Origin of the sequence: Candidatus Regiella endosymbiont of Tuberolachnus salignus (assembly GCF_964020115.1) — a bacterium.
Lineage (GTDB): Bacteria > Pseudomonadota > Gammaproteobacteria > Enterobacterales > Enterobacteriaceae > Regiella > Regiella insecticola.
Genome location: NZ_OZ026542.1, coordinates 1337328 through 1351605, shown reverse-complemented (window position 1 = coordinate 1351605; position 14278 = coordinate 1337328). Strand labels below are relative to the sequence as shown.

The following is a 14278-nucleotide window of genomic DNA, read 5'->3' as shown; positions in this document are numbered from 1 at the left end:
AAGCGATACATGATGTTGTGATATACTTTTGTTTCTAGTGTTGGAAATTTGGCACAAAGATATACCCTTCGTCTTTGAAGTTGCCTTCGGCTGCCAGGGCGACCGACCGATGAGCGTAGATAGACTACGTGATTCGGCGAGCACCCGCAGCCAACAACGCGGCGGCTTCAAGGGTGAAGGGTATATTAGGCAGGAAGGTGACATGTCTGCACAACCAGTAGATATTCAAATTTTTGGACGTTCACTTAGAGTTAATTGTCCTCCAGAACAACAAGATGCGTTAAATACAGCGGCGGCAGATCTTGAACAACGATTGCATGATCTCAGAAATCGTACTAAGGTCAATAAAACGGAATGTTTAGCGCTGACCGCGGCTTTGAATCTCTGTCATGAACTTGCTCAGCAAACAAAGAAAATGCGTGAAGAAAACATAAAAAAGGCTGAGTTTTTAAATAAAATGGAACAACGTATCAGATTGCTCCAACAGGTTATTGAACAAGCTTTACCGAATCAAAATTGTATCGCTGAATCGCTGGAACACGCAACTTGAATAAAATACTAGACCCTTTGTCACGCAGTAAGTTTCGAAAGAGGTCTACTGTCGAGTGATAGATTTCGGTGGTACATAAAAAAATTCTCTGAGATGTTTGCCAGTGGGCCAATCCCCTGAGCCGATATTTATGCTAATAAGAATGTGATGACTCGTTACCTGTGCGCATGCTCGGTACTAATGAGAAGCCTGAAGGTTATGGCGTTACGTTCGCCTTGAACCCTTGGTTCAAGGGTTACCGCCTACAGCGGCATCTCGGAGACCCCTTCATTTCATCTATTTGTAAACAATTCGTTTATGACGCTAAACGCGCAGCAGATTTTATTACGCCAGCAGATCAGGTCTGAGATGCGCCAGCGGCGCGCTTCGCTTTTGCCAGAACAGCAAGAATTTGCAGCAAAAATGGTCACTCGACGAGTGATTAATCATGAAAAAATCCAGCACGCCAAGAATATTGCTGTTTTTCTTTCTTGTGATGGCGAGATAGAGACTCAACCTCTGATTAAACAACTTTGGTTTCTACAAAAACAGGTTTATCTCCCTGTTTTACATCCTTTCAGAAAGGGTCATCTCTTATTTTTGCATTACCATGCCAACACACCACTGATTGTTAATCGTTTCAAGATCCCTGAGCCTCAATTAGATGTACGCACTGTGCTCCCATTAGCAGAATTAGATATTATTCTCACCCCTTTGGTGGCATTTGATCGTCAAGGGAGGCGTTTGGGACGAGGCGGCGGTTTTTATGATCGCACCTTGCAATATTGGCAACAAAGCGGTTTTTATCCTATTGGCTTGGCGCATGACTGTCAGTTAGTCGATGAGCTGGTGGCTGAAGATTGGGATATTCCACTGCCTGAAGTCATCACCCCTGCCCAAGTTTGGCAATTTAAAAACCCATTTATTAGACCTCTTGCGAAACCTACTGAGTGACGCGGATCCTGATTCGGCTATATCATTCGGTATTTGATGCAGGCCATTGACCATTCTTGAGATCCCATCATTTATCCCAAAGTGGCCAAGTCAAATAATCTATTTTTTGCTGTAACTGTCCCTCGGTTGCTTTATCTACCGCGTTAAATATTGAAAATAAAAAAGTCAAAGAGCATCCTTTATACCCAGCAGTAGTAGCAGAAAAAGCAATGGGTAATACATCATATGCTGAATATATTATTTCATTTATGAATTTTTTTTCGAATGGGGAGAGGGGGTTGTTTTCAAAATAAAGGGCTATTTTTTTAAAAAATGCCGGAAGGAATTCCGAATTTATTGTTTTATTGATAGCTGATTCGGCCAGTTCTTTGAAATAGTTGGACCATTCTGTGTGGTAATGTCTTAGCAGAAATATGGCGACGGTGGCAGCGGCGGCAACAGAGCGTGAACCTGAAGATAACACCATAATACAATACACCACTAGACGGGTGTGTTCGCCTCGAATAGCACCTTCTGCTGCTGCTTTACTAATCTCACCACTCGCTCCAGGTTTGGCCAGTAGTGTTCCAACAACCGAACCGATTATGGTCGCTGCTAGCCTAATCCACGAACTGGGATCAAGTTTTAGTGTATTTATTTTAAAGTGACCAGTCAGACCAAAGGGTTTTAATGTGGAATAACTTGTTATAAGACCAAGAGCAATACTAACAGAAGTAATGATTTCCATATATTTTGCCTGATCCCCTGTTATTGCTCCTAAACTACCGTATAGGCTGCCTAAAACCGATGCAATCTCAATACTGTGCTTTTTAGCGCCACTTAGAGCAGAAACGAGGTTACCGACTGCCATTCCTGATATTGATGCCAAAAAAAGCTGTAATGATGGGTCATGTAAATGTTGTTGATTCAAACTACAGGCTGTTTTTTCTATTTGCTTTATTATCTCCGGTATGTAGTCGAGGCTGAACCATCCTGCAACAAATCCCATAGCTGCTGGGCCTAGAGTGGATATCTCACCCCCTAGATCTGTAGCAACAAGCGTAGCTATTTTCACTCCTGCCATACTCTTTTCAATTCTTTTATGTATTTTATTCTCAGCAATGAATTCAAATGCTTTTCGACATAGCTCAAGTATTTCTGAAATTAGTGATTGTTCCAATCGGGTCAGTGGTTTTTCTAGTGGGGTTGGTACTTGTTTTAATTGAATGGGTGATGCTCTTACAGAATCAAGTCGTTTTATCAGCTCTGATAGTTGTATTGAGTTTCGCTCTAGCGGCGTTACCCCAATGGGGAGACAATTTGTAATATTCGAGAGCATCTGGTTATATCTATTAATTGTAATAAATTAAGTTTCTTTCAGATTAATATGTTTCATAGAAATATCCGCAGTAAGAAATACGTTAAAGACGAGGACTACCACGCATTCGCAGAGGAGATAAATACCTCTCAATCAAGCTAAACTTTTACGCCGATAAAAGCGATAACATAATGCTAAAAGTGCACTTTTTTGGAAAACTTGCCAAACAGTAAAAACCGCGACTAAAGTTGGGGCTATACTCAATGAATTTCGAGTTACGGCAAGGCGGCAATCAAGCGAATCTCAGGAGTGTACAGGTAGTACATGACTGTGATGAGTGCGAGCTGCCAACGCCGCCGTAACTTGAAAGGCGAAGGGTATATAAACCAACAGAATAGGCTATTAGCCAAATCAACAGATATAAATTAAGCTCGCCATCCGCCCGGTGATACCTTCACGCCGATAAGAAAAAAATTGGCGGGATTCCGTCACAGTACAACGCCCTCCTCCGTAAATCGCTTCAATACCTGCTTTTTGTAACCGTAATTTTGCCAATAAATAGATATTTGCTGAATACTGAGGGTCGTTGTCATGAGGGGTAAAGGCGAGGCTAGATTGCGCATCGATACGGGTAAATGCTTGCTTGACTTCAGCCCCGACAATAAATTGTTGTGACCCGATAGCGGGTTCTAACCACGCAAGAATAGTAGAAGGTTTAGCACGAAATTGCCTCAACGTGCTCTCAAGCACCCCTGCGCACAGCCCCCGCCATCCAGCATGCGCTGCTGCAACTTCGCTGCCATCGAATGAACAAAAAAGTACCGGTAAGCAGTCAGCGGTCATCACCGCACAAACCTGTTCAGGGATCTGGCTGTAAGCGGCGTCTGCTCGCCGATCTAAGCCACATTCTTTACCCACATTAAGTACTTTGATGCCATGCACCTGATCTAGCCAAATTGGCATGTTAGGTAACTTGATTTGCTCCATTAAGCGCTGGCGGTTAGCAATGACGTTAGCAGCAACATCACCCACGTGAAGACCAAGATTAAGCGAATCATAGGGAGATAAGCTTATCCCGCCATGGCGGGTAGTGCTAAAAGCCTTGACGTTGGCAGGGGCAGGCCAATCAGGAATAATTAAGCCATTTTCATCCATATTTTTGCTCGTCGACTATTTTTTTATCTGCTTGTAATGCCGAGATCAAATCAACGATATCTTGTGGTAAAGCAGCTCGCCACTCCATTTCAATACCACTGATAGGATGTTTTAAACGGAGCATACTGGCATGCAGTGCTTGACGATCAAAACCGCGCAGTATTTTGATAAAAGAATCAGATGCCCCTTTAGGATGACATGCGCGGCTACCATAGAGTGGATCCCCCACCAGCGGATGTCTAATAAAAGACATATGAACGCGGATTTGATGAGTACGGCCTGTTTCCAAACGTAAACGAAGATGGGTATGCGCTCTGAAATGTTCCATAATGCGGTAATGAGTGACTGCGGGTTTGCCCATAGGATGTACCGCCATATGTGTTCGTTTGCTGGCATGGCGAGCGATTGGTTCTTCAACTGCTCCGCCGGCTATCATGTTACCGATAGCAATCGCCTCATATTCGCGCGTGATTTTACGTGCTTGTAACGCCTCCACCAAATGGGTTTGTGCGGGGACGGTTTTAGCGACCACCATTAAGCCAGTCGTATCTTTATCCAAACGATGAATGATACCTGCCCGTGGAACATTGCTGATGGCAGGATAATAGTGCAGTAGTGCGTTCAATATTGTACCATCAGCGTTGCCCGCACCGGGATGAACCACCAAACCACGGGGTTTATTAATGACTAAAATATCGTTGTCTTCGTAAACAATATTTAAAGGGATCTGTTGAGGTATCGAACGAACATTTTCTTTGATTTCAGCGTTAATGGTGACCGATTCGCTACCAAGTACTCTTTCTTTGGGTGTGTTAATTTTTTTACCATTGACGAGGACGCAATCTGCCAAGATCCATTCTTTGATACGAGAGCGTGAATAATCAGGAAACAATTCAGCCAAAGCTTGATCTAAACGTTGCCCAAGTTGTGATTCAGCGACTGTTGCGCTGAGTTGTAATTTTTGTAGCATAATATGCGACTTCTTTTGTTAACGTTGGGTTTTGACGGCAAAGCCGTTTAATATATACCCAATGAATTTCGAGTTACGGCAAGGCGGCAAGGGTGTGAGACCGATGAGCGTAGACATACTACGTGATTCGGCGAGCACCCGCAGCCAACGCCGCCGTAACTTGAAAGGCGAAGGGTATAATAAGTTATTGCAGAGACTGCTCCCTGCCCTATTGGGCGCGGCTTCCCACTTCAAAGGCGAAGGGTAGAGCGTAGCTCAAGAAGATTTGGAACAGGTTCTAAAAAGTTTAATAAAATAACACTCCGAGGATAATAAAACGTCATGAAACGTATGAAATATCTGGCCGCGACCGCCATTTTGAGCTTATTGTTAACGGGCTGCTCCAACAGTAACGACACCGTTCCCGACAGTCCACCTACTGAACTTTACGCTGATGCTCAGCAAAAATTACAGAATGGCAACTTTCAGGGCGCCATTACGCAGCTGGAAGCCTTAGATAGCCGTTATCCTTTCAGTGCGTATTCATCACAAGTTCAGTTTGATTTGATTTACTCTTATTACAAATCGGCAAATTTGTCGATGGCTCTGGTATCGATCGACCGCTTTATGCGTCTCAACCCCACACATCCTAATATTGACTATATGCTATACCTGCGTGGTTTGACCGATATGGCATTAGATGACAGTACACTACAAGGCCTTTTTGGTATTGACCGTTCAGATCGTGATCCAATATATGCACTTGCTGCTTTCCGTGATTTCACTCAGCTGATTGAAAATTATCCAAATAGCCAATACGCTACGGACAGCCAAAAACGGCTGTTATATTTAAAGAATCGACTCGCTAAACATGAACTGGATATCGCGCGATACTACACTAAACGGGGTGCTCATGTCGCCGTTGTTAACCGTATAGAACAGATGATGCAGAACTACCCTGATACCCAAGCAACCCGCGATGCTTTACCCTTGATGAAAAATGCCTATGAACGGTTGCAATTAAACGAACAAGCAGATCAAGTCGCCAAATTGATCGCGGCGAATCCAGTCGGCGGAGAGTGAAAGTATCGCTAATTAGTTCGTTTTATACCCACAGTTCTTAAAGTTGCCTTCGGCTGCCAGGGCGACCGACCGATGAGTGTAGATAACTACGTGATTCGGCGAACACCCCAGCCAATAACGCAGTGGCCTGAAAGGCGAAGGATATATTGATCAAATCATATTCTTCAGCTGATATATCCATTCCAAAGCCTGTCGAGGTGTGAGTGCATTGGCATCTAGACCGGCTAATGCCTCTATTGCCGGGGCTACTTTTACTAGTGGGATCTCTGCTGGTAACGCCTTATTTTGATATTTTTTAAATGGCGCATGATTATATTGTGGATCACCATCGTTGCTTGCGGGAGTATGGTGCGTAACAGATTCCAATTCTTTTAATTTTTGCTGCGCCCGCTGTATCAGATGGCGTGGGACACCCGCTAATGTCGCCACTGCCAGACCATAACTTTTACTCGCTGCCCCTTCTTGTATGCTGTACATAAAAGCAATGGTGTCATCATGCTCCATTGCGTCAAGATGGACATTCACCACCCCGCATAGATTGTCTGCTAACTTTGTTAGCTCAAAATAATGTGTAGCAAATAACGTCATTGCTTTAATGCGCTGGGCGAGATCTTCGGCACAAGCCCAGGCGAGGGAAAGGCCATCGTAAGTAGAGGTTCCACGGCCAATTTCATCCATCAAAACCAGGCTATTTTCTGTAGCATTATGTAAAATATTTGCCGTTTCAGTCATCTCTACCATAAAAGTTGATCGGCCAGAGGCAAGATCATCTGCTGCGCCAATCCGAGTAAAAATACGATCAATTGGCCCAATCTCTGCCTGTTCTGCAGGAACAAAACTGCCTATGTAAGCCAGTAACACAATCAGTGCTGTTTGACGCATATAAGTACTTTTACCGCCCATATTAGGCCCAGTTAGCAGTAGCATTCGACGTTGTGAAGAAAGCAATAATGAGTTGCTAATAAACGGCTGTTTTGACACGGTTTCAATAACGGGATGACGTCCCTTGGTAATAGTAATTTCAGATTTGTCATGTAAACGCGGGCAAACATAATTTAGTACGTTTGCCCTTTCAGCCAGATTGGTCAACACATCGAGTTCAGCTAAAGCACTAGCGCTAGATTGTAAAGCCGGAAGGTGGGGCAGTAACAAATCAAAAATTTCTTCATACAATATTTTTTCAATGGCGAGTGCTCTTCCTTTGGAAGTGAGTACTTTATCTTCATACTCTTTCAGTTCCGGAATGATATAACGTTCCGCATTTTTGAGCGTTTGTCTGCGTACATAATGTATCGGAACAAGATGGCTCTGTGTCCGATTCACTTGAAGGTAGTAACCGTGCACGCCGTTAAAACCGACTTTCAAGCTATCTATCTTTAATTTTTCCCGTTCACGGATCTCCAGTTGATCCAAATAGTCAGTAGCGCCATTCGCCAATGCACGCCATTCATCCAATTCAGCGTTATAACCTGGCGCGATAACACCGCCATCACGTACTAATACCGGAGGAGAATCAACAATCGCTCGCGTTAACAGATCCAGCAATTCATCAAATTGCCCTATGTGTGATAGCAAATTTTGTATGTGAATCGTTTTATACCCTTCGTCTTTGAAGCCGCCGCGTTGTTGGCTGCGAGTGTTCGCCGAATCACGTAGTTGTCTACGCTCATCGGTCTCACCCCCTGGCCGCCTAGCGGCAACTTCAAGGACTGTGGGTATATTTGATTTGAGTAAAGCATGAATTTCAGGCAATTGTTGAAAAGCATGACGTATTCTTGCTAAGTCCCGCGGCCTGGCTGTACGCAATGCTAATCGCGCCAATATACGTTCTAAATCACCCACCTGACGCAGAGGCGGTTGTAAATTAGTCGCTATTGGCTGTAATTCCTGAATCGCTTGCTGCCGATGAAGGAGCACGCTGTTGTCTCGCGTTGGCATATGTAACCAACGTTTCAGCATCCGGCTGCCCATTGGCGTCACGCTGTGATCTAAGATCGCGGCCAGGGTATTTTCACTGCCTCCTGATAAATTTTGTGTCAGTTCTAAATTGCGACGAGTAGCGGCATCCATCATAATGCTGTCTTGTTGACGCGCCATAATCAATTCTCGAATATGCGGTAGCGCAGTACGTTGAGTATCTTTAACATATTGCAACAAGCAGCCGGCAGCCCGGAGTGCCAAATGAGCTTGTTCGACGCCAAATCCGCTTAAATCTTGTGTGCCAAACTGCCGATTGAGTTGTTGTCGTGCGGTTTCAAGTGAAAATTCCCACACAGGACGGCGTCGCAGTCCATGGCGATGTTCGATCAGCACCATGTCTTCAAATGTTTCTGAATATAATAATTCGACAGGATTAGTACGCTCTAATTCTGCCATCATGGCTTCCCTATCGGCGGGTTCAGTGATTAAAAAACGACCCGAACTAATATCTAATGTTGCATAACCAAAACCCTGCGTGCCCTGACGCCAAATTGCGGCCAATAAATTATCTTGTCGTTCTCGTAATAGAGCTTCATCACTGACCGTACCAGGGGTCACAATGCGGACGACTTTTCTTTCTACCGGACCTTTGCAGCTGCTGGGATCGCCGATTTGTTCACAAATCGCCACCGACTCACCCAATTGAACCAGTTTAGCCAAATAATTTTCGATAGCATGATAGGGGATCCCTGCCATAGGAATCGCTTTTCCAGCAGATTGGCCGCGTTTAGTTAAAGAAATATCCAATAACTTTGCGGCTCGCTTAGCATCTTCATAAAAAAGCTCATAAAAATCACCCATGCGGTAAAATAATAATATTTCAGGATGTTCATCCTTTAAACGAAGATACTGCTGCATCATCGGGGTGTGTGCGTCTAATTTTTCATTTTTATGCATGCTATTATTCCATTAAAATTTATTAGACTTCTTAGGGTCTGTTGGAAATCTCTTATGCTCATTCAAGAAGATAAAGCGAAGGGTAATAGCCGAATCAGTTTAATTTGATTCAAGGCTGAGGAGCGCAGACAGTACAAATAGTACGGCAAGCGACAACAACACTTAAATCAAATTAAAATGATTTGGCTATAAAAGAAAGCCTAAAGGGATTTCAGCTCATAGGTCAACGATAATTTTTTCTACTAACCCTTTCGTAGATCCGTTAAAATCGAGCCTTTCCATGATTTTTACCCATCCACGATCCAACGTAAGATATGACTATTATGTTTGAAATCAGTCCGATAAAAAAAAGTATTCAAGATTTTACTGAACGAACAAAGATCCTTCGGGGGTATCTTTGACTATGATGTCAAACAAGAAAGACTAGAAGAAGTTAGTGCTGAGCTGGAACAACCTGATGTTTGGAATAAACCAGAGTATGCGCAGCAATTAGGTAAAGAGCGCTCAACGCTTGAAGCAATAGTGTTAACCATTCAGCAACTTGAGCGACAATTGGCTGATGTAAATGGCTTGCTGGATTTAGCCGTTGAAGAAAATGATGAAGCAACTTTTAACGAAGTTCTCGCTGAATTAAAAGCAGTTGAAAATAACCTCACTCAATTAGAATTTCGGCGTATGTTTTCAGGGGAATACGATAGCGCCAACTGTTATTTAGATTTGCAAGCCGGCTCGGGAGGAACCGAAGCACAAGACTGGGCCAATATGTTGCTACGCATGTATTTGCGTTGGGCTGACGCGAAAGGCTTTCAAACAGAAATTATTGATTCCTCTGACGGCGACGTGGCGGGGCTAAAATCGGCAACGATTAAAATTATCGGCGATTATGCTTTTGGCTGGTTACGGACAGAAACCGGGGTTCATCGTTTAGTGCGAAAAAGCCCGTTTGACTCTGGCGGTCGTCGTCACACATCTTTCAGTTCAGCTTTTGTTTATCCTGAAATAGATGATAAGGTTAATATTGAAATTAACCCAGCAGATTTACGTATTGACGTTTATCGTGCATCCGGTGCTGGTGGGCAACATGTCAATAAAACTGAATCCGCCGTCCGTATTACTCATATTCCTACCAATATCGTCACTCAATGCCAAAATGATCGCTCACAGCATAAAAATAAAGATCAGGCAATGCAGCAACTGAAAGCAAAGCTATACGAATTTGAAATGCAGAAAAAAAATGCGGACAAGCAGCTGCAAGAGGACAATAAATCAGACATCGGCTGGGGCAGTCAAATTCGCTCTTATGTGTTAGATGATGCACGGATTAAAGATTTACGCACCAATGTGGAAACACGTAATACACAGGCTGTCCTCGATGGCGATCTAGATAAATTTATCGAAGCAAGTTTAAAAGCCGGGTTATAAGGAACATCAATGTCAGAGCAAAAACCATCAATCATTGAGCAAGCAGAAACAGAGCTTAACGAACAACAAGTGCGCAAAACAAAATTGGCGGCAGTGCGTGAAAACGGCATCGCTTTCCCCAATGATTTCCGGCGTGATGCTTTATCTCATGAGTTGCATGAACAATATGATAATAAAGATAATGATGATCTTAGCAAGCTTGATATCAAAGTTAAGGTTGCGGGTCGTATGATGACCCGCCGTATTATGGGCAAAGCCTCATTTGTTACGCTGCAAGATGCCGGTGGGTGTATTCAGTTATATGTAGAGCGTGATCATTTGCCAAAAGAATTTTATAACGAAAAATTTAAAAAATGGGATTTAGGCGATATCTTAGGCGCGCAGGGTACCTTGTTCAAAACCAAAACCGGCGAACTTTCCATTCGTTGCACAGAACTACGCCTGTTAACAAAAGCATTGCGTCCACTGCCGGATAAATTTCACGGTCTTGCGGATAAAGAAATGTGTTATCGTCAGCGTTATCTTGATTTAATCGTTAATGAAGAAGCCCGCCGTACATTTAAAATACGATCACAGCTGATTGCCGGTATGCGCCAATTTATGGTGGATAAAGGCTTTATGGAAGTGGAAACCCCCATGATGCAGGTGATCCCCGGTGGCGCGGTGGCGCGGCCTTTTATCACTCATCATAATGCGCTCGATATCGATATGTACCTGCGTATTGCCCCTGAACTGTATTTGAAACGCTTAGTGGTTGGCGGTTTTGAACGTGTATTCGAAATTAACCGTAATTTCCGTAATGAAGGCCTTTCATCCCGCCACAATCCAGAGTTCACCATGATGGAACTCTACATGGCCTATGCCGATTACCGTGATTTGATGAAACTAACCGAAGAACTTTTTCGTACACTGGCAGCAGCTGTATTGGGTACCACAGAGGTCTCTTATGATGATCAAAAATTTGATTTCGCTAAGCCCTTTGCCAGATTGACAATGAAAGAGGCGATTTGCCAATATTGTTCGCAAATTGATGCACCCGATCTTGATAAAATGGATAAAGCGGTAAAGATTGCCCAATCTCTCGGCATTAAAATAGATAAAAATTGGGGATTAGGTCGCATTCAGTGTGAAATTTTTGAAGCAACAGCTGAAGAGCATCTAATACAGCCCACCTTTATTACTGAGTATCCGGCAGAAGTCTCACCATTAGCTCGTCGTAACGACGATAATACCTTTATCACTGATCGTTTTGAATTTTTTATCGGCGGGCGTGAAATAGGTAATGGCTTCTCTGAATTGAACGATGCGGAAGATCAAGCCGAACGTTTCAAGGCACAAGTGGAGGCGCGGACAGAAGGAGACAACGAAGCGATGTTCTATGATAAAGATTACGTGACAGCATTAGAACATGGCATGCCACCCACCGCGGGTCTCGGTATTGGTATTGATCGTATGGTGATGCTGTTTACCAATAGCCATAGCATTCGTGATGTCATACTGTTCCCAGCCATGCGTCCCCATTAGACTTCTTGCATAACCTACTGCGTGGTGTGAATTCGGCGTTACGCGGTGCTCGCAATCCTCATGTACTCGCGTGGTAACGAAGGTTGCTCCGCTCCGGGCGCCTTGACTTCACACCCCTCGCTACGGTTTTGCAAGAAGTCTATTAAATTACCTTTAAATTGGAAAGCCTCGTTCGATCAGCAAGAAATGTTGTTTAAATATTCTAGGAACCCTCTATGTCGATAATGTCATCTCAACGAGCCGGGTGCAGACCGTCCATCTTTGGGGGAACCATGATTGTTGCCGGTACTGCTGTGGGTGCTGGTATGTTTTCAATTCCCATTGTAACAGCGGGCGTATGGTTTAGTGGCGCTGTGCTGCTACTGACCTATACCTGGGTTTGCATGTTTATTTCTGGCTTAATGATCTTAGAAGTCAATCTTAACTATCCAACCGGTGCCAGTTTTCACACCATGGTCGGTGATCTGTTGGGCAAGGTATGGAGTGCTATCAACGGCCTGTCGATTATCTTTGTATTATATATTTTAACTTATGCCTATATTTCCGCTGGGGGGTCGATAACCTCTCACACGTTGGAAAAAATAGTGGATGTGAATCAAACCGAAGCGACTTTGATTTTTGCCTTGATCGTCACCTTTATCGTTTGGTTATCTACTCGTGCGGTTGACCGTTTAAGCACGATTTTAATTATTGGCATGATAGTCAGTTTTGTTTTTTCAGTCAGCGACATGTTTACACATGTCCAAATCAAAGTGTTATTTGATCAAGATGATAATAATGCTCGTTATTTACCCTATGCATTAGCAGCATTACCTTATCTCTTAACGTCCTTTGGTTATCACGGTAACGTCCCTGGATTAGTGAAATATTATCAAAAAAATAGTCGCGCCGTAGTAAGTTGCCTATTGTATGGCACCTTAATTGCGTTAATCATTTATCTTCTGTGGCAATTTGTTATTCAAGGGAATATAACCCGTGATGTTTTTAAACAAATTATTGCCGAGGGAGGTAACATTGGCAGTCTACTCAAAAACATGGATACCATCTGCGATAGTCGTCTCACCAATCAGTTGCTTAATGCCTTCTCTTATATGGCACTAACCAGTTCATTTTTAGGCGTATCACTTGGCCTATTTGATTATATAGCCGATTTTTTTAAATTTTCCGATGAAAAAAGTGGCCGTGCTAAAACCGCGCTTTTGACTTTTTTGCCTCCCACGTTAGGCGCACTGTGTTTTCCTAATGGTTTCTTGTATGCCATCGGTTTTGCGGGTTTAGCCGCGACCATCTGGGCGGTTATTGTTCCGGCGCTAATGGCACGTGCTAGTCGCTGTCGTTTTCCACAGGCGAGTTATCAAGTCCCAGGAGGCCAGGCGATGATCATTTTTATTGTGATTTTTGGCCTGCTTAATGCGTGCATACCTATTGCTACGTTGTTAAATTTATTACCGGTCTATCAATAAACTTCTTTGGAAACCTACCGAGTGATACGAATCCTGCGTTGCCCGGTGCGCGCAATCCTCATGTACTCGCATGGCAACGAAGGTTGCTGTGCGCCGGGCGCCTTGGCTTCGCATCAGGGCGGGATCCCACTTTAATTTGAACTCTATGTAGGCAGAATGATCATAAGAGTATTTGTCCTAATGAATATCTAACCATGAGCATTTTAAAGCAATTAGCCCTGATTCCTGACCCGCGTAAAGATATCAATATTAAGCACCAATTGATCGATGTGATTTTCTTAGTTTTTGCCGCGGTGTTAAGTGGAGCCTGGGGATGGAAATCTATCCAGGATTTTGGCGAAGCTCAGCTCGATTGGCTAAAAAAGTATGGCACTTATCAAAGCGGCCTCCCACGCCGCCATTGCATTGCTAACATTATCAATGCATTAGATACAGATTTACTGGTTCAAACCTTGCTTTCATGGATTAATGAACGACGTGAGCGAACGGGTAGGACGCTGATAGCACTCGACGGTAAAACCTTACGCAGAAGCTGGTCTGAAGAGATTTGTACCGCCTTACATACCGTCAGTGCCTATGAGGTTGACGCCGGTATTACGCTCTATCAAAAAGCAGCAAACAGTAAGGGCAAAGAAGGCGAACTCGCTCGTCAAATCATCGATGCATTAGCGTTGGATAATGCGATTGTGACGCTCGATTCATTGCATTGCCAAACCTCAACGTTATCACTTATCACGCAACGCAACGGTGATTTTGTCGTGCAGCTTAAAGCCAACCAAAAGACACTGTTTGAACAGGTAAAACAGCAATTTGCTACCCTGGGTTCTGGATGTGGTGTTTAGAGAAGATGAACTCTCGATAAAGGCGCCGGAGGGCGCCGCACATATGGCTCTTTTCAATCGTGTTGCCTTGAGCCTGATTAAACAACATAAAGGCAAACAAGACAGCATTGCCAGTAAACGTAGAAAAGCCGCCTGGTCAGCCGATTTTCGCAGTCAACTTATTTTTGGATAAAATATCAGCAA

11 protein-coding genes, 1 other RNA gene and 1 pseudogene are annotated in these 14278 nt (G+C 43.7%); 9 read left to right on the top strand and 4 right to left on the bottom strand.

Annotated elements, in window-relative coordinates; translation table 11 throughout:
* The first annotated feature begins 202 nt into the window (after nucleotides 1–202).
* The 3 genes from zapA to AACL30_RS07060 all read left to right on the top strand — a co-directional run bounded on the left by zapA (nucleotide 203) and on the right by AACL30_RS07060 (nucleotide 1483).
* Complete coding sequence (zapA, locus tag AACL30_RS07070) at nucleotides 203–550, top strand: cell division protein ZapA (protein ID WP_339058413.1); 348 nt, start codon at nucleotides 203–205, stop codon at nucleotides 548–550.
* Nucleotides 551–632: 82 nt separating this feature from the next.
* A non-coding RNA gene (gene ssrS, locus AACL30_RS07065) (6S RNA) lies at nucleotides 633–816 on the top strand.
* A 31-nt stretch (nucleotides 817–847) separates the two neighbouring features.
* Complete coding sequence (locus AACL30_RS07060; protein WP_339058155.1) at nucleotides 848–1483, top strand: 5-formyltetrahydrofolate cyclo-ligase; 636 nt, start codon at nucleotides 848–850, stop codon at nucleotides 1481–1483.
* A gap of 67 nt (nucleotides 1484–1550) precedes the next feature.
* Here the strand turns inward: AACL30_RS07060 and AACL30_RS07055 are convergent, their stop codons facing one another.
* From AACL30_RS07055 to rluD, 3 genes are all read right to left on the bottom strand, one after another.
* On the bottom strand, nucleotides 1551–2801 hold the full coding sequence (locus AACL30_RS07055) for a hypothetical protein (protein WP_339058154.1): 1251 nt from the start codon (nucleotides 2799–2801) through the stop codon (nucleotides 1551–1553).
* 390 nt (nucleotides 2802–3191) lie between these two features.
* Nucleotides 3192–3935, bottom strand: a complete 744-nt coding sequence (yfiH, locus tag AACL30_RS07050; RefSeq protein ID WP_339058153.1) for a purine nucleoside phosphorylase YfiH — start codon at nucleotides 3933–3935, stop codon at nucleotides 3192–3194.
* Nucleotides 3928–4905, bottom strand: a complete 978-nt coding sequence (gene rluD, locus AACL30_RS07045; RefSeq protein WP_339058152.1) for a 23S rRNA pseudouridine(1911/1915/1917) synthase RluD — start codon at nucleotides 4903–4905, stop codon at nucleotides 3928–3930. Before rluD ends, yfiH begins: the two co-directional genes overlap by 8 nt.
* A gap of 61 nt (nucleotides 4906–4966) precedes the next feature.
* On the opposite strand from rluD, the gene AACL30_RS07040 reads away from it, so the two are divergent.
* Nucleotides 4967–5152, top strand: a complete 186-nt coding sequence (locus AACL30_RS07040; protein ID WP_339058151.1) for a hypothetical protein — start codon at nucleotides 4967–4969, stop codon at nucleotides 5150–5152.
* A 74-nt stretch (nucleotides 5153–5226) separates the two neighbouring features.
* A complete protein-coding gene (gene bamD, locus AACL30_RS07035; protein ID WP_339058150.1) occupies nucleotides 5227–5967 on the top strand; it encodes an outer membrane protein assembly factor BamD in 741 nt (246 codons plus the stop codon).
* 150 nt (nucleotides 5968–6117) lie between these two features.
* On the opposite strand, the gene mutS is transcribed toward bamD, so the two are convergent.
* Complete coding sequence (gene mutS / locus AACL30_RS07030) at nucleotides 6118–8844, bottom strand: DNA mismatch repair protein MutS (protein ID WP_339058149.1); 2727 nt, start codon at nucleotides 8842–8844, stop codon at nucleotides 6118–6120.
* A 323-nt stretch (nucleotides 8845–9167) separates the two neighbouring features.
* Between mutS and prfB the strand changes: the two genes are divergently transcribed.
* The 4 genes and pseudogenes from prfB to AACL30_RS07010 all read left to right on the top strand — a co-directional run bounded on the left by prfB (nucleotide 9168) and on the right by AACL30_RS07010 (nucleotide 14267).
* A protein-coding gene (gene prfB / locus AACL30_RS07025; RefSeq protein WP_339058148.1) for a peptide chain release factor 2 occupies nucleotides 9168–10266 on the top strand; the annotation gives its coding sequence in 2 pieces (ribosomal slippage) (nucleotides 9168–9242 and nucleotides 9244–10266; 1098 coding nt in all).
* Between the two features lie 9 nt (nucleotides 10267–10275).
* A complete protein-coding gene (gene lysS / locus AACL30_RS07020; RefSeq protein WP_339058147.1) occupies nucleotides 10276–11790 on the top strand; it encodes a lysine--tRNA ligase in 1515 nt (504 codons plus the stop codon).
* Between the two features lie 215 nt (nucleotides 11791–12005).
* Nucleotides 12006–13253 carry a tryptophan permease gene (mtr, locus tag AACL30_RS07015; RefSeq protein WP_339058146.1) on the top strand — a complete coding sequence of 416 codons (1248 nt, stop codon included), beginning with the start codon at nucleotides 12006–12008 and terminating at the stop codon, nucleotides 13251–13253.
* A 194-nt stretch (nucleotides 13254–13447) separates the two neighbouring features.
* A pseudogene (locus AACL30_RS07010) lies at nucleotides 13448–14267 on the top strand (ISAs1 family transposase).
* The last annotated feature ends 11 nt before the right edge of the window (nucleotides 14268–14278 follow it).